Source organism: Methyloprofundus sedimenti, from assembly GCF_002072955.1.
GTDB classification, from domain to species: Bacteria; Pseudomonadota; Gammaproteobacteria; order Methylococcales; family Methylomonadaceae; genus Methyloprofundus; species Methyloprofundus sedimenti.
On sequence record NZ_LPUF01000001.1, the window covers coordinates 172510 to 192064 of the forward strand.

5 protein-coding genes are annotated in these 19555 nt (G+C 38.8%); all 5 read right to left on the reverse strand.

Annotated elements, in window-relative coordinates; all coding sequences use genetic code 11:
- Positions 1-99 precede the first annotated feature (99 nt).
- A complete protein-coding gene (locus AU255_RS00705; RefSeq protein ID WP_143735824.1) occupies positions 100-2385 on the reverse strand; it encodes an aminotransferase class III-fold pyridoxal phosphate-dependent enzyme in 2286 nt (761 codons plus the stop codon).
- A complete protein-coding gene (locus AU255_RS00710; protein WP_080521085.1) occupies positions 2321-6817 on the reverse strand; it encodes a non-ribosomal peptide synthetase in 4497 nt (1498 codons plus the stop codon). Before AU255_RS00710 ends, AU255_RS00705 begins: the two co-directional genes overlap by 65 nt.
- Before the next feature lie 22 nt (positions 6818-6839).
- A complete protein-coding gene (locus AU255_RS00715) occupies positions 6840-8054 on the reverse strand; it encodes a PepSY-associated TM helix domain-containing protein (protein ID WP_080521086.1) in 1215 nt (404 codons plus the stop codon).
- A gap of 76 nt (positions 8055-8130) precedes the next feature.
- Entirely contained in the window at positions 8131-10656 is a 2526-nt protein-coding gene (locus AU255_RS00720; protein WP_080521087.1) for a TonB-dependent siderophore receptor, read from the reverse strand.
- A gap of 83 nt (positions 10657-10739) precedes the next feature.
- Positions 10740-19553, reverse strand: coding sequence for a non-ribosomal peptide synthetase (locus AU255_RS00725; protein ID WP_080521088.1), 8814 nt, complete (start codon positions 19551-19553; stop codon positions 10740-10742).
- Positions 19554-19555 lie beyond the last annotated feature (2 nt).

The following is a 19555-nucleotide window of genomic DNA, read 5'->3' on the forward strand; positions in this document are numbered from 1 at the left end:
CTAACCACACAACAACCATTTGTTTTCAATAAAGCAGATAATTCATCTCTGGGAATCGGTGGCGATGAAACTTCAACATCTTTTTTATTCAATAGGTTATCAGCATGCCTCACCTTTAATACTCCCTACCAGCTGTGCAACACCAGACCTAAACTGAGCTACCATCAATAAATAAAGAAAAATAAAACCATGCTTGAGTCCAAATAAGAAAAAGACTAAACGATTAATTTTTAAGGATTTTTCAATACCGGCTACTAATTCAAGAATCTCAGAATCAGAAATATTCAAAGGTGGTAGTAATCGGCAGAAATATTGTAAAACATGTCCTTGAGAGAGAAATAAACGCGAAACAAGTAATTCAGAAATGTCTTTACCAAACAGTGATAGTGGAAACCTCTCCAAATCAAGTAGTAATTGTAAATGAAGTCCTTCTCCTCTTATTTCTTTTAATAACGGAGACTGTTTGACAATTTTATTCAACTCAGACTTTAATAAACCTCCCGCATTCTTGATGCGATCTTTACCGTACAGTTTGTTTGCATTTATTAAGCTATTTAATGCTATATGCGCCCCTAATTGGTTGAGAAACAAACTCTGATAGCGTGTTACCAATTTTTCATTAACAAGCTTGGCACGACTATATATTTCATCGGTAAACAACACAGCCGAAACAGGAAATGTCAAATCACTTAAACCTTTAGACAGAGTAATGATATCCGGCTCATACTGAGTTCGGTTGAAAGATACAAAGGGTCCGGTTCTAAACATTCCATTCAGTATTTCATCAATGCCAATAATGTAATCATAATCCTTTTTATATTCGAAAATTATATCCATCAGCCTTGATGGAACTCGATCCAGGCTATTACCTTGCATAACTTCAAACCAAACTAAAGCAATTTTTCCAGACTGCAATTCCTTTAACAATTCAGCTTCAGCATTCTCAGCAAAAATATCCAGATAAACAACATCCCAATACAAAGGTGCAAAAGGCTTTCTATCGAATTCCTCTTCACTACCATTTATGGAAATCATAGTCTTACCAGCATAATTACCTTTAAAAACAAGAATTATGCTTTTTCCCGAATTGGCAAGCATGGCCAGTGACATAGCAATATCAACTGCGCAAGCACCGCTCACTGCCGGAAATACATTACCCAATCCGGTTAAGTCGCTTAACATGTGAGCTAGTTCCTTCCAATAATTGAAGGTTGGTTGGTGGGTTTCTAGCAGCCGTCCTATATCGTCCGGGTTATATCCCCGCAAATTACTACCGGCACCTCCGATGCAATCAATTAAATTAACTTTTTTACCGTATTGATCCTTAATGGTAATCTTCGAACCTTTAGCACTGATTATATCTAAGTCAAGCTTTGCAGCCCGATAAATTAAAGGTGTCATTGAATTAATATAAGTACGAAATATTTCCATTCGTGCATCCAAGTTATCCGCAATATTCTCAAGCTGAAAAAGAATATCTGATGTTACTGAAATTTTTTCAAGAACCCTGTCACGAACTATAGATGTAACTAAACTATTACCACCATAAGTTGACGAATGTATAAAACAGGTGGAGATATTGCCCCAAACTCTGTAAAGGTTATCTATCACCGAAAAAGCAGCAAAAGGAACCTGATGATCAGTCAATTCTTCTCCCCAAATAATAATATCGGGGGTATAAGATATAAAACTTAGAGCTAGCTCTATCACTCTGTCTGTTACATGTGAAGTATCAATTACCAAAGTCGCTTTATTCTCTTTACAAATTTGTTGTATGTCATTCAAACAGTCAATAGAAAAATCATCATATAAACAAAAGACCACTGCGTTAGTCGATACGCATGATTTGTTTAAATAATTTAATAAGTCAGAAAACACGTCGTAAAAAAACACATTAGGAACAAGTGCTTTACTCGACCCTTGAGACAACGGATCAAACAAAGCATCGTAATAGCGACCTTTGTCATAAACCAATACATTTCCAGTGCTATTGGAATGGATAATACCTGCATTGTGTCTTGAAATTTTTATTGCCCCATGCAAAGCTTCAATACGGGAATTACAAAAAAAGGTTTTATAAATTTTCCTTGTGCCTTTTTTTCTTAATACATTAATATATTCACACAATAAGTAGGCGGCCTGTGCGGATTCTGCAAAAATAGGTTGAGAAGCTAACAGGAAAGTTACTTTACCAGTTTGATTGCGTTGCTGAATCGTATTTAATATCGAACTGGTTGCTGGCTTATATAATCCCCCTCCAATACTTAGTTCTTTTCTCTCGACGGAAATACTAACACTATTTATACGCAATTTCATATCCTCAAAGACTATCATTGGCAGTATGTAAAGGTGGATTGAGGAAATTGATGCGAATAAAATAAGCAATGTATCGATGCACTATTTCGTTATCAATATCAGGACAAACAACACCACTATCCCTCAAAGCTATAACTGTTTTCTTACAACTAAAATGGGGTGAATGAGCCTCTTCAGCCGAATCGCTAATGTGTTTCGTAAGAAGAAATACCAACGGATACAATGGATGCTCAGGCGAACCATCGACTTCTTTGTCAATTTTGTTTATCCACTCTTGCATAGAAACGAGATCAAGCTTAAACCTCTCAGCTCGCAGTACATCAATTATCAGACGGTTGGAAACGGAATTAGGATTATTCAGGTGAAAAGTTTGCCCTCGGGATTCGTGTTTACTAGAAAGATATACAATCGCCTTGCTGACATAATCTACGGGAGCTATGTCAAATCCTGTCCATTCAGTTGGGGCATAGCCAACATCAACATAAGCTTTGATCATCCGGCAAATAAAATCACCAGTGTTCCACACGCCGGTTTGACTATGCCCAGAGATCTGTGCAGGTCTAAAAATACAAACTGGTATTCCACGTTTACCAGCTACCCTAACTATCTTTTCTGCCACCCACTTTGATTGTGCATAACCACCAATCAGTCCGGAACAATCTTCAGGAAAATCATCTTCCACGACTTTTTCTGAATCAGAATTCAAATCATCTTTAAATATGGATACAGTGGAAATATAATGAACAGGTTTGATCTTTTCTGTGCAGGCAAGACGTAACACTTCCTGGGTGCCTATCACGTTGGCAGGCTTTAAAGTTGAATAAGGATAAATAAAATTAACCAATGCACCATTATGGTAAATCACATCAATTACTTCCACTAATTGTTGCCATTGGCTTGTTTGAATTCCAAGATGCGCTTTGGATAAATCACCACATACGGGATAGATTTTAGAGGCATAATCATTGTCCCATAAACCATAATCTTCTAGGCTTCGTTTTATTTTTTCAAACCCTTGCTCCGATGTCGAAGAGCGCACCAGACAATAAATATCTATTGAAGTTTGTTGTAACAATTCTTTCAACAAAAACACACCAAGGTAGCCCGTTGCACCTGTCAAAAATATGCTCTTTATATTTGAGATAGGGTGATATTGAGAATCTGGACGAATAGAATCATCAAGTCTAGCTTCCTCTTTCCAATCAATGGAGTCTACATTTGAATCTTCATTAACGTTATCTGCAACTAATAATTGTGCTTGTGAAGCCAAGGTGGGTGATTGAAATAAATCGAGTAATGGTAAATTACAACTAAATGATTCCCTGATTTTAAATAATAATTGTGTTGCTAAAATGGAATGCCCCCCCAACCCAAAAAAGTCATCATGGACACCAACCTCTTCAACACCTAACACGTCACTCCATAGTTGCGCTAATCTTTGTTCCACTTGACTTCTTGGTGCAATGTATTCGGTAGCCAGTAAATGTCTGCTACCTAAGGCAGGCAGTGCATTCCTGTCCAGTTTCCCATTCGGATTCAATGGTAATTCATCCATAAAAATATACATACTAGGCAACATGTATGTGGGTAAGTTTTTTTTCAAAATTGTTCTAAAATACTCTGCATCCTGTTGGACTTGAGCCGAACAAACGATATATGCGACTAATCTCTTTTCGCCGGGTTGATCTTCACGAGCCATAACCACAGCATCTTTAATTTGTTGACATTGCAACAATTGAGCCTCAATTTCAGTCAACTCAATACGGAATCCGCGAATTTTGACTTGGTAATCCGTTCGCCCTAAAAACTCTATATTGCCTCCCAGACTAAAACGAGCTAAATCACCAGTTTTGTATAAACGACTACCGTCTCCCCGAAAAAAGTTGGGAACAAACTGCATCGCTGTTTGCTTAGGCTGTTCAAAGTATCCACGGGCAACTCCTCCCCCTCCAATATAAATTTCTCCATTCACTCCCACAGGAACTGGGCTTAGACATTTATCTAAAATATAAATCTGAATATTACTTATAGGTTTGCCAATTGAACTGGATATCCCCTCATCGAATGCTTTTGTCTGATAAACACTACACCATACTGTCGTTTCTGTGGGACCATACTCATTGTAGAGTTCCACTTGTGGAAATTTGGCATAATGCTGATTAACCATAATGGAAGGACAAACATCCCCAGCTAAAATTACAGTACCTAATGAATCAATTTTATCCCTGGTTGCATGTTCTAATAGCAAATTGTAAAATGCTGGCAGAGCAAGCAGATGAGTTACTTTGTCCTGAACAATACACTCAACTAAAACTGAGGAATCGGCGAGCATTTCATCAGATGAAATACACAATTTCCCACCTTGAATTAAAGTCCAAAAAATCCCTGCAACAGAACTATCAAAAGCAAAGGAAGATAACAAAAGAAAACAGTCTATTGGTTCTTGATAATAATGAAGTCGAGCGTAGGTAGAATTTACAATATTTCTGTGACTGATTACTACACCTTTTGACTTACCAGTTGAACCAGATGTATATATCATATAAGCGCTGTTTTCAGGTATCATTTTAGATGATAAATTCTCTTTCGAGTATTTCGATATTTTCCCCCACGCGCTGTCTAAGCAGATTGTCTTAGGAGATACTTTAGGTAATCTTGCCAACAAAGGTTCTTTTGTCAACAGTAAAATTGACCGAGAATCTATCAATAAATGCGTAATTCGCTTTTTAGGATAACTAGGATCAATCGGTACATAGCACCCTCCAGCTTTAAGTATCCCCAATAATCCAACGATCATTTCCAAAGAGCGATCAATACAAATAGCAACCTGCATCTCAGGCTTTACACCTTCAGATCTAAGATAATTTGCTAATCGATTGGCATCTTCATTAAGTTTTTTATATTTTATAGTTTTTTTCTTATAAACTACTGCTACTTTGTTAGGGTTAATTTCAGCTCTTTCCTCAAAAATATGATGAAGACATTTATTTTTCGGGTAATCAGCTTGAGTATCATTCCATTCATGTAGGGTTTTACTACGTTCTTCACCTAGCAATAAAGATAATTCTGATAACTTGCTAACATCGGGGGATTCAACAATACTCTTTAATAAAGATTCATAATGGACAGCAAGCCGCATGATCGTATCTTGTTCAAATAGGTCAGTATTGTATTCAAATGCCGCTTCTATCCACCCGTTGAGTTCTGTGGCATGAAGTACCAAATCAAACTTTGTTGTACCATAATCAATATCTAAAGGTGTTATCACTAAACCATCAACATTTAATGAACCTAAAGGTACATTATGTAATACAAACATGACTTGAAAAACTGGACTGTAACTAAGATCACGTTCTGGCTGAATGGTTTCGACAAGTTTCTCAAAAGGAAGGTCTTGATGCTCTAAAGCATCAATTGAAGTTTGATTAACTTTCTCTAAAAAGTCTATTAAGCATGGGTTTCCTGATAAATTGGATCGTATAACCAAAGTATTTACAAAAAATCCAATTAAGCTTTCGGTTTCAAATCGGTTTCGATTGGCAACAGGAATGCCAATATTAATATCACTTTGTCCACCATAACGATATAAAAGAATATTCAATGTCGAAATTAGAACTGAAAACAACGTCAATCCTTTTTGTTGACAATACAAATTAAGATTTTTTGCTAAATTACTCGTAATGGAAAACTTATATGTTTTTCCATTAGAGTTTTGAACCGAAGGTCGAGGATGGTCGATTGGCAATTTCAATAAAGTTGGAGAACCATTCAATTGTTCTCGCCAATAATTTAATTGTTTTTCTAACCGAGCACCTTGAAGCCATTTACGTTGCCAACTAGCAAAATCTGCATACTGTATCGCCAGATCAGGTAAAAGCGATTTCGTTTCATTACAATAAGCACTATATAATACAGAGAACTCTCGAAATAAAATCGCTGCAGACCAGCCATCTGAAATAATATGGTGCATGGTAATAAGAAAGATATACTCCTTTTCGCCCGTCTTATTACCTAAATAAAGTAATCGAAACCGAAACAAAGGAAAGTCCTTAAGGTCAAATGCCTTTATTCCTTCGGAATAGATAATGTCTTGAAGAAACAAATTCATTGATTCAGAAAATGAGCCACTTATATCTTCAACAGGAATATTCACAGAAACTTCAGGAATTATCATTTGTCTTGGCTGTTCATTCTCCATTACAAACTTTGTCCTTAAAATCGCATGCCTTTTAATAATGGCATTAAATGCCTTCTCCATCGCTCTATAATCTAATTTCCCTGATAATCTAATTGCCGTTGGAATGTTATAAGCAGAATTTTCTGACTCTAACTGACAAAGAAGCCATAAACGTTGTTGAGCAAAAGACAAAGGTGCTATCGAATCATTCTTACTTTGAATTTTTTCACTATACACTTGGTTTTTTGCTTTAAGAAGCTTTTCCAATACCGCCTGTTTTGTCGAAGAAAGGCTAGACTTATTTGAAAGCAATGCATTGGTCATTAAGTTTTACTCCATAATTCGATTAATATATCTTTTTTAAAGCTCTTTTTACTCGTCGTTTCTGACACCAACGGATGACACCTGTAACGTATAAAACCACGCAGTTAATACCCGTAAGAAAAACTAGAATTCGACCTGCCCACCCAAAAGCTTGACCACTGTGCAATGGCCATTGCCATTTTAAAAACACATCACCTGCGCTACCTGTTTTTTGATCATTAACACTTAGAATCTCACCAGAATATTGACCAACAAATACGCATCGCGTACTAACAAAACGATTTAATGACAGAATTCCTTTTTTACATACTTGATATCCCGCCATTTCATTTTGTGGTGGCGATAGATTACTGATCCTGCCCTCTGGGTAGTTTTTATCAACAATTTCAGCTGCATCACCCCAACTGATAACTGCCTCTAGTGTGTTTTCTTTTGCCGATTTTTGCTGCACTGATGATAACGGGGAAAACACTCCTATAACATTGGTAAATTGTTCAGGTAGGTTCATAGATACACCTGACATTAATACAGCTAATAAAACAATTGCACCATAGAACCCTGCCGTTTTGTGTAAATCAAAAATCAATCGTTCTTTACTGGCTTTAAACTTAATGGTGAGGGCCTGATGCCATTTATGCGTTAACGGCCACCAAAGTATTAACCCTGTTAATACAGAAATGATTAATATTACCGCTATGATGCCAACGAAAACCATGCCATTCGTTTTCATTAACAATGCATAGTGAAGTTTAAATATCAATGGAATAAAGTCCATGCCGGAAAAGTAATCCGCTGGATACCATAGCCTTGTGCCTTTAATTTGTGCACTAAAAGGATCAATATAAAGTTTCCATTCATCCATTTCTCCTGATACCGATAAGGATGGCATACTATAGTTTAAAACCAAAGATTCATGGCTATGATTTGGAAACTCTATCCAGCTTATTTCTGCCTGTTCAGGCAACATTGATTTTGATGTTTCGGCCAGTATTACAGGTGAAAGATAAACCTTGGTATCCGGAACTTCGACTTGCAATAATTGAGGATTCAACCAAGCATCTATTTCCTGCCAGAACACCAAAATACTGCCGGTCAAGCCTATTAAAAGTAAAGCTGCTCCAGCAGTTAATCCTAACCACAAATGAACATTAAGCCAAAGCTTTCGCCGGGCTTTTAGCCTCAATAGACTAGTATTTTTTTTAAGTGGCTTTATTGCCGTATTATTAGTATGTGACATTCATTTTCCATTTATATCTACCAGAGTACGCCTGTTAGTTTTGCGCACCCTGAATAAGACTCCAGCTAGACTTCGATCAATATTCAATCTTTATTGAACCCATCACCATCATAGGTTCAGCAACAGAAATGCCAGCACGTGGACTACCATCCAAAGTATTAGAGGCTGTATAATATGTCTTATCTAAAATATTATTGACATTCAGTTGTGTCGTGATCCGTGTTAAACCAGCATTAAATTGATAGGCAACCATCGCATCCCATCGGACATAGCCAGGTAATCTAAACGTATTTTCATTATCACCCTCTCGGTAACTCGAAACAAATGTACCGGTACCAATAGTTAATCCTTTAACCGTTTCAAATGGGAAGTCGTATTTAATCCATAAACTTCCTGAGTTCTCCGGAACATTAGCAAGTCGGTTACCTATATTGCCTGGTGCTTGATCATCACTGGTAATGCGAGCATCAATAAATGAATAGGAGCCAATGACACTAATTTCGTCGGTAATTTGCCCACTAAAATCCAACTCAATACCCTGACTAAGTGCTTTTCCTACTGTACGATAGAATGAGGTATCCGATGAATTGACAGTATCCAACGCCTGAATATTTTCTTTAGTCAGGTGATAGAATGTTAAACTGCCAGAAAAGCGTCCACCCCAAAGTTCAGTTTTAGCACCTACTTCGTATTGTATTCCCGTTTCAGGTTCAAGAACACTGCCATCAAAAGAGCGCCCTATATTGCTACCGACTGATTCCGAAAAATTCCCGAACACTGATAACCATTCCCACGGTTGATACAAGACTCCAACTCTTGGGCTAAAAAAACCAAAATCCAAACTACTAGACTCATTTGTAGTGAAAAATAAGTGCTCCCATCTTAGTTCATTTTGTTGTCGAATCCAGTCATAGCGACCTCCACCCATGATGTGCAGTTTTTCGAATAAAGTGATTTGGTCTTGAAAATAAATGCCATACCACTCTTCCATACTTGGAGCATGCCAATTGTAATCAGCCGAAGAAGGAAACTGTGATGTGTCAAAATTAAAAGCGGCATTCCCCCTTGGGTTATACGGATCAAAACCGTCTGTACCAGGAGGCCAAGGTAAACATGTACCTCCTTGTCCAGGTCCTACACACCCGTCACTATCTTCTTCATGCCTATAAAAGTCACCCCCCAGCAACATATTATGTTTAATACCATAAGTCTCTATCTTGCCATTTAAATTCAGACTGGTTGTGTAGGTTTGTCTTGGGTTCTCAACTTGCCAAAGCCCTCGGTGATACTCATCGTTACCAAAATCATTAACCGGCAAATAGCTTTCCGTGAAAGTCCTATCTTCGTAGATAAACGCAAGTTTCACAGACCAATTATCATTAAATTCATGAGTCCCATTAAAATCAACCAATACGCCTTCGTGCGTTGCAAAGTCACCTTCCCCACCCATAAATTCACTTCTATTCACATTTGCCGGACGGTTACCTTCTGCAACAATGCCAGAATCAATTACAAAATCGTCATTCGTATATTCCAACGCTAAATTGACTCTAGTTCTCTCACCTAATTTCCAACTGACTGATGGCGCAAAAAATATGCGCTCCTGATTTACATAGTCACGAAAAGACCCTTGATTAAGATAAGCAAAATTAACTCGATAACTTAAGTCCTCCATCAACGGTCCTGTTGCATCAAGCGTTGTACGATATAAATCATAAGAGCCAAACTGTTGTTGCAATGAATATCTAGCGTCATCCAAAGGTTGTTTGGTCACTAAATTTATTAACCCTCCTGGTTGAATACGTCCATATAATGCAGAAGAAGCGCCTTTTAAAACTTCTATCTGTTGCAAATGAGATGTTTCGAAAGAAGAACGAGGCAACCTCACACCGTTTCTGTATATTTGACTATCTGTACTAAAACCTCGAATAGTAAAGTTTTCACGTAAATTCCCAAAACTGAAGTTTTTCTGTACACCACTGATATTTTTAACCGCATCTTCAACTCGAATGACTTGTTGATCATCCATAACTGCTCGCGATATGACTTGTATCGAAAGTGGCGTGTCGAAAATCGGCGTGTCGGTTTTAGTCGCTGTACTTGAATCAAGGATGTTATATCCACTCAACTCCCGACCACTAACCATCAAGTCTTCCTGTTCAACCGGCCCATCATATTCCGCGCTATCAATCACCGTCTCAGGGTAATTTTCTTTAGGTGCTTGAGCTAGCAACATTTCAGTCGTAATTCCTTTAGCAGTGCGTTTTTGCAATGTAATTGAATTCTCTTCAACAACCTGGTATTGAATATCCGTCCCTTCTAGCAATTTTTTTAATGCCTGCTCTTTGGTGTACTCGCCTTGAACAGCTTTAGACTGTACACCCTTGGTTTGAGCCGTAACGAAACCGACTTGCCAGCCGGTTGTTTCTATAAAACTATTAATCGCTTCATTCAATGGTAGAGCTGGAATGGAAAATTCTTGCTTGGCTTGTTGCTGATTTTCGTTTGCCCACACTGGGTTAACAGATAGCAGCGTTACTGCTATGCTGGGTAAAATAATCATATCTACTACTGACTTTGAGGCGGTATTTATAAACGTCATCGGTACTCCTTTTGATAGTTCTTTACCTAGACGTACCTACGTTAAAAAGACGTAAGAGGAAAATGGAAATCATTTGAAATTACCTATTCGTCCTGCTCATGATCGTTCAATAAAGCCTCTGCCTCTTCTTCCGACAAACTATTCAAATGTTCAATCAGGAATTCTTCAACCAATAAGGCAAGCACTTCAATAGTAGACGCTTCGAAAAGTTGACGTAGAGGCACCTCAATGCCAAAGTCTTTGCGTATTCGCGACAACACTTGTACAGCTAGCAATGAGTGTCCGCCCAGTTCAAAAAAATTATCCGTTACGCCTATTTGCTCTATATCCAGTACCTCCCTCCAGATATCGACCAATGTTTCTTCGGCAGGGTTACGTGGCGCTAAATAAGTTGTATCACTTTGCTCTGCCATATCCGGTTCTGGTAATACTTTGCGGTCAATTTTTCCATTACTACTGACCGGCAAGGTATCCAATAGAACAAAAGCGGATGGCATCATAACTATAGGTAATAAAGTCGATAGATGATTACGTAACCCTGCTATCAGTTCAACATCTCTGGTAATTTCACTTTTATCACAAACTACGTAAGCCACCAGACGCTTTCCAGTTGCGCCGTTTTCTCTGACCATTACAAAGACTTGAACCACTTGCGGGAAGGTCAGGATATGTGCTTCGATTTCCCCAGGCTCTATTCGTACACCGCGTATTTTAACCTGATGATCGATTCTGCCCAAAAATTCAATCGTTCCGTCTTCGCGATAACGTCCAAGGTCCCCGGTGCGATATAATCGTTGCCCTGCTTCGTCGAATGCATCTGGAATGAACTTTTCCGCGGTTAAATCCGCACGACCAAGATAGCCTCGCCCTACTTGAATGCCTGATACACAAATTTCACCTGGCACACCAATAGGTGCAAGTTTCTGCCAATGGTTCAGAAGATAAAGTTTGGTGTTATGAACGGGCTGGCCGATCGGTACTATTGCGTCGGTTTCACCCGGTTGTTCCGGTACCTGATAGTAGGAAACATCATCTGAACATTCTGCCGGACCATAGGCATTGAGTACCTTGACATGAGGATACTGGTCCATCCAGCGACGACACAATTCCGGCGGAAAAGCTTCACCGCAGGCAATCAACCAGCGTAATTCGGGTAATTTATTTGACTCGTCGGCCATATCTAACAAGGCCTGAATCATAGAAGGGACAGCCTCAAGAATAGTGACACTATTTTCCGCTAAATGAGATAACAACAAGTTAGGTTCTTTAACGATTTCATCCGGGATAATTTCAACTCTTGCACCACAAACTAGTGCGGTTAAATGTTGCCAGACAGAAATATCAAAACATTGTCCAGCTGTTTGTGCAATGGCATCATGTTCGGTCAGTCCTAGAGTAGGTACCTTGGTAATCAAGTTATTAAACATACCTTGATGCTCAACCATCGCCCCTTTCGGTAAACCGGTTGAACCTGAGGTAAAGATAACGAAAGCTAGGTTAGTCGGGAAATGTTGCCTAGGTGGATTGGCTTTATTTTCACATATTTCTAACACTTCCAACCTAAGCACATCAGGTTGATGAAGAGACTCAAATGGTGTTATTACGTCCGTACTAGCCCCCATTTGGCTGGAATTCGTTGCGCTCTCATCAGCTAACGAATCTACCAATGTTTGCGCACGTTCAGCATAAGCCGCATTGGTAAAGATTTTATTCGCACCACTTTCTTTTACAACCTGTTCAATTCTTGCATCAGGATGGGCTGGATCTAACGGCATATATGCTGCACCAACCTTAAACACACTTAGCATCATCACCATGTATTCAACACCGCGATCACTAAATAATGCTATCAACATCTCGGGAACTACCCCTTCAGCTAGTAGGGCATGTGCTACGCAGTTAACACGATGATTAAGTTCCAAATAACTCAGCTTTTGCCCTTTGTATGCTACCGCCATCTGATTCGGCGTTTGAACCACTTGTGCTTCAAATGATGCCACAATATCGCAAGGCTCTGAATAGCTATATTGAGTTTGATTCCAGTATATTAAGCTATTATTGCTTTCTTCTACCGATAACATATCTACATTACAGAGCTGTTTATCTGGGTAAGCAACCATATCCTCCAATAGATTTTTGAAATGAAGGAGCATTCGCTCAATCACATCAACTTCAAAACGCGCAGTCTGATAAGTAATTTGTAAATGTATTTTCGTATCGGGAATAACCATAACGGTGATTGGATAGTTAGTATGAGTGCGAACAGAAATATCCTCAAACCAAAATGACCCAGTCCGTTTCCGTAATTTTGGATCAACCGGCGCATTCTCAAAAGTAAGTAGGTGCTGAAAAAGATCTTGGTCACGCGATAAACCGCTCCACTCCTGAATACTCGTCAATGAACTGTGTTCAAACTGCCGCATTTCCAGATTCTGGTTCTGTAACTCATGCAGAAACACCCTTACAGATTTACGACGATCAATACTAACGCGTAATGGCAAACCATTAATAAATAACCCTAAAATCCCCTCAACATTTGTTAGCTCTACCGGTCGGCCGGTTACTGTAATACCAAACAAAACTTCGTTAAGATTACTGTAACGGTTTAATAATAAAGCCCATGCTCCTTGCACAAACGTATTAGGAGTCAATCGTAGCTTTTGAGCAACATCGTTAAGGCAGCGTGTCGAAGTTTCAGGCAATTGAATGGAAACATCAGCAACATCCATCAATTCGTTGCCGTTAGTTAAGCGATCAACGACTAACGGGGTAGACACGGTGAAACCATCAAGGTAGTTACGCCAAAACTTTTCTTCGGCTATTACATCTTGTTTTTGTAGCCATACCACATAATCAGAGAATGGTGTTGCCGCAATTTGTTCAATTAAGTCATTTGCGATCAGCTTGTCATAGTTAGATTTAAATTCTGTCAAAATTAACGAGGTACACCATGCATCAAGCAGTATATGGTGATGGCTACGAACAAACTGGTACTGTTCTTCAGATATCAGTATTAAACGCAATCGAAGTAAGGGAGGATGCAATAAATCAAAGCCATCCTTTAACTCATTTTGCAATATATTTTCCAATTGGGATTTCTGATCTTGTTTTGAAAGATCTCTCCAATCAAAAAACTCAAATGCTACATTAAGCTGTTTATGAACAATCTGATGAGGAGTTGACGTGACATTCCAAACGAAACTACTCCGCAAAATAGGATTTCTTCGAATCACCAGATCCCAGGCTTTTTTAAATACAGCTACATCTATCGCTCCTTTTAACTCAAACCTATCCTGCATCAAATAGACACCTGAACCAGGCTCCATCAAGGTATGAAATAACATTCCTTCCTGCATAGGTGTCAGGGGATATATATCTTCTAATTCGTCAAGATCATACGGTAATTCAGATAATTCCTTGAGTTCTAATCGTGATAATGGGAATTGCTCACAAATAACTTTTTCAGCGAGTTTCGTATCTTCTATATCCTGCTCAACGGATTGAATTACACTTGCCAGTTCTGCAATGGTTTGATTTTGAAATAGTTCACGCGCTGTAAAAGAAAGTCCTGCTTTATGAGCCTGAATAGCGATCTGAATCGCTAATATTGAATCACCACCTAAACTAAAAAAGTTGTCATTTATTCCAGCTTTTTCTAGGCGTAACACCTTTGCCCATATCTCACTTAATTGTCTTTCAATAGCAGTGCCAGGGGCAGTATATTGTTGTATTGATAGCTCATTCCATTCCGGTACAGGTAGAGCCTTTCGATTAATTTTCCCGTTAGCAGTTTTAGGTAATTGCTCCAATTTTACGAAAAAAGAAGGGATCATATATACAGGCAGGCAGCTCTTTAAATACAATGTCAGTCTATCAATACTAACCAACTCTTCCAGGTCACTTTGAACAGGAACAAAATAAGCGATTAGGTGTTTAGTACCAGCGTTACTTTCACTAGCGATTACCATCACCTCCTCAACCTCACCATATTCCAGCAACCTTGATTCAATTTCATCCAATTCAACTCGAAAACCTCGAATTTTGACCTGATGATCTACGCGTCCCAAAAATTTTAAATTCCCATCATTTGTCCAACTCGCCAAGTCTCCGGTTCGATATAAACGTTCACCCACCCCAGATTCAAAATGGTTAGGAATAAATCGTTCTGCAGTCAAATTGGGTTGTTTATAATAGCATCTGCAAACGCCTCTCCCCGCTATATACAACTCCCCTGTTACACCGATAGCTACCGGGTTTAAATACTCATCAAGCAAGTAAATCTTTGTATTGGAAATTGGATTTCCAATGAAGGCTGACATCCCTACATTAACATCAGACTTTTTAAACTCATAAGCGCTACACCATACAGTCCCTTCGGTCGGTCCATACTCATTGTAGAATCGAGTGTTTTTCAAACTTTTGAAATGTAAGCGTGGTAATGTTGATGGGCAGTTTTCTCCGGCCACAATAACCGTCTTCAAACCTGCCAATTGACTAGATTTCACTCCTTCAAGAAGTAGACTATACAACGCGGGCAAACAGAGTAAATGACTCAATTGCTCTTGTTGAATTACCTCGGCTAGTGCAATTGGGTCCTGATAGCTTTCCTCGCTTGGAATACATAACTTCCCTCCCTGACTTAACGTCCAAAAAATCCCAGCAATAGAGCTATCAAAAGTGTATGAAGATAATAATAAGAAACCTTCAACTACTTCCGGGTAAAAGTTAAAACGAGCAAATGTTGAAGCCACTGCATTTGCATGGCTAACCACAACACCCTTAGGTTTGCCTGTCGAACCGGAAGTATAAATGATATAAGCAGCATTATCTGGTTGGACATAACTCGGTTGCGATATTAGTTCTTGTTCGGTAATCTTCCCCCAGTCTCGATCCAAATATAAAACAGAGATGTTTTCTATTTTTATCTGTTCCAATAAATGATCTTGTGTTATTAATATTTTTGCATCACAGTCTTTTATAATATCGGTTATTCGTTCACTAGGCGACCCCGGGTCAACAGGTACATAAGTACCTCCTGACTTTAGGACTGCAAAAATACAAATTATGACTTCAATGGAACGCTCTAAGCAAAGCCCGACTCGATCTTCACGACTAATTCCAATTCTGGATAAATAAGAGGCTACATAATTAGCTCTCTCATTTAACTCTTGGTAATTAATACTCATTCCAGAACAGCATACTGCTGTAGATTGCGGAGTTTTTAAGGCTTGCTTTTCAAATAACTCATGAAGACAACATTCTGGATAACTTACCGTTTTTGCATTCCATTCATTTAAAACTTTATTTCTTTCAGAGCATGCTAATAAGGGTAAATCTAACAAACGCTCATTAGGGTTAGCAACAATTCCTTTCAATAGCGTGGCAAAATTTGATTTTAATTGCTCAATACTAATGCTACTAAATATCGAATCACGATTCTGGAATGAAAACACCAACCCTTCGGCATCTTCCGTCGCCATGACCATTAGATCAAAATTCTCTACTCGCTGCTCCATCTTAAAAGCTCGTACATTCCAATCACCCCAAGCCGATTCAACACTATTTTCACCTAATGTGAGTGATGCCAAATCAGAATCAATACCCATCTGAGCCTGCTGCAAAACAAACATCGTCTGATAAATCGGCCAATGATCCGCAATACGTTCAGGTTGTAGTTGATCGACTATTTGAGAAAATGGATAATCCTGATGTTTTAATGCCATTTGTAATGACTCGTTAACCTCAGCTAAATAATCGGTAAATGATTTATCACCACTCGGATAACTGCGTAATGGCAGTGGATTAACAAAATTACCGACCACCAAGGCAAAACTTGATTGAGACCGGCCACTGGTCGGAACACCGACAATCACATCTTTTTGGTGAGTATATCGATGTAATAGGACTTTATACGCGGTCAGTAATAAGGCAAATAATGTGACGCCCTGTTTTTTAGCCAGATTTTTAAGTTGTTCTGTATCTTCTTTATTTAACTGGAAGGCGAGTGATGCACCGTGATAATCGGAAACCGTTGGGCGTTGATAATCTGTTGGTAAAGCAAGTAGCGGCAGTTCTCCGGATAATTGCTTTTGCCAATAATCCCAATCTTTTTGGCTATTTGGGCTTTGCATATAACCTTGTTGCCAGCTAACGAAATCATTATAGTTTGACTTCAATGCTGGCAACTGCGATATTTGACCAGCTATCAAGTCAGCATAAATTATTTTTAATTCATCAATAAGAATCAATACTGACCATAAATCAATGGCTATATGATGAGCACAAATTAATAAGGTATTTTGTTTATCATCGGTATTTTGTTCATAAAAATGTGTTCTTATTAAAGGCCCGCTTGATAAGTCAAAGGCTTCTCTGGCTTTGTGCGTCATATCATCTTGCAGTTGATCTTTTGACCACGAAGAGGCATCGATTAACGAGAATATTTCTTCTACTTCTGTTACTTCCAAGACATGTTGTTTAACTGTCTCATCGTCACTGATACGATATACGGTGCGTAGTTGGGTATGGCGCTGCAAAAGAAACTGAAACGCCTGATGTAGCGCTTCTTGTTTCACTTCGCCTTGAATTTGCAGTGCAAGATGAAGATTGTAGATAATGCTATCAGGTTCCAATTGTTGCATTGTCCACATGGACAATTGAGTGGATGATAGTGTAGAAGTATCTTTCTTATTTAGACTTATAGCTTCGGAAATCTTCTCAGGTTCAGCATGTCCTTTTTCCAAAGATTTATCTTCCGCTTGATGTTCAGCAGAACGCTGTATAATCTCTGATAATTGTTGGGCAATCTCAGTTAAAGAACTGTCAGATAAAAATAATGATAACGGAATATCTTTATCTAATAACTGGTCAACAATATGTTTAAGCTCAACAACCTTGAGCGAGTCCAAACCGAATGCTGGAAGAGATAATTCGGGTGTTATTTCAGATTCATCCTGTTTCATCATCAAGGCAATTTTATTTTTTAAAAATTGGCTGATTAAAGCAGATCGCTGATCTGGTGGTATAACTGCTAATGCTTGTTTAAGCATCTTAAATTCTGGTGTTAAAGTAGCTGTTGAAGAAACAATATCATCCATTTTTTTTGACCTGTTAGAAGAGTGTTGAGAAGCTCCAGAGCGAAACAACTCGGTTAAATTATTTTGTTCATACATTTTTTTGAAGGCTTGTCGACGATTTTTTCCGCTGGATGTTTTAGGAACGGTTCCAAGCCGTAACAAGACCAGTTCTTCAGGAGTTACTTCACAAATTTCTGTCAGCGCCTGGCGTATATTGGCGATGCTCGCTGCGTAGTTTTTTTGTCGCATAGCCGATCGGGTCAATTCGGCGGCTACAATCAGTTTTTCTTGTTGATCCTCACCGGTTATCGAAAAAGCGACGCAGCCATCGCTCATCAGATCCGAAATATTTTCGGTTAATGTCCGTTCTATATCTTGCGGATAAAAATTCCGTCCTCGGATAATAATCAAATCTTTAATGCGTCCACTTATATAGAGCTGCTCATCACTAACAAAACCTAAATCACCTGTCCGCAGGTAGGACTTATTATCTAACGCCAAAAATCGTTCGCCTTTTTGGGATTGCTCAAGAATTTCAGCTTGAAACATCTGTTTTGATAACTCAGGACGATTCCAATAGCCTTGGGTAATATTTGCACCTGTCAACCAAATTTCACCAACATCACCATCCTGACAAAGCTTTGCTGTTTCGGGGTTGACAATATACAGTTGCGGATCAGTCGATATTGAACCACAGGAAACTGAATTAAATTGGGCCTGTTTTTGTTCGCTGAGCATTGAAAGGTCAGCAGAACAAATATTACCATTTTCAATTTGTAATTTTTTTCCACTTACAAACAGGGTTGCTTCGGCCAGACCATAGCAAGGGTAAAAACTGCCTAACTCGAAGCCACAGTCAGAAAACTTCTCTGCAAAGCGTTCCATTGTTTTATCATGCACTGGCTCGGAGCCATTAAAAGCCAATGTCCATGTGCGTAAATCCAAACCCTGCATTTGTTCCGGGGTTATTTTCTGATAACACAAATCGTAAGCGAAGTTAGGGCCGCCGGAGGTTTCGGCTTTATAGTTTGCGATGGCCCTAAGCCAACGAATGGGTTTTTCCAGAAATACCATAGGCGGCATTAAAATAGCCGTAGCGCCTAAATAAAGTGGCTGCAACAAGTTTCCGATTAACCCCATATCATGATACAAAGGCAGCCAACCTACAACGACAGAATCTTCTGTATGTTTAAAGCCTTGTTGTATTGATAACTGGTTGTCCATCAGGTTACCATGACTAACTATTACACCTTTAGGATCTCCCGTGGTACCAGAGGTATATTGAAGAAAAGCTAAGCTGTCTGAGTTTAGTTCCGGTTGCACCCAGCTCTCTGCAATCTCTTTCTCCAAGTTATCCGTTGCAAGCCAATTAAAATCCTGCTGATTCATATCACTATCAGTAAAATCTATGATAAGCCTTTCTTTAAGATCGTTAGTCGTTAAAATGATGGCTGGCAAAGCGTCATTAATAACAGCAAAAAGCCTAGATTTATGTCTTCGGGAAGGTGGATAGGCTGGAACCGCAATCACTCCAGCATATAAACAGCCAAGAAATCCTTCAATATAATCAAAACCAGGAGGATACAAAAGTAGTGCCCGTTCTCCTGTCATTCCTAGATTTTGAAGTCGAGCTGCGATGGTACGAGCGCGTTGATCCAGTTCAGCAAAGTTTATCCTTGCACTTTCATTTTCGCCATCTTGCAAAAAAATATAGGCTGTTTTATTAGCTCTTTCATTCGCTTTACTACATATAAGTTCCACAATATTCGAATAACTCATGTGAATACTTTCTGTAGCTATAGATTCTTCGAAAATTCTCACTA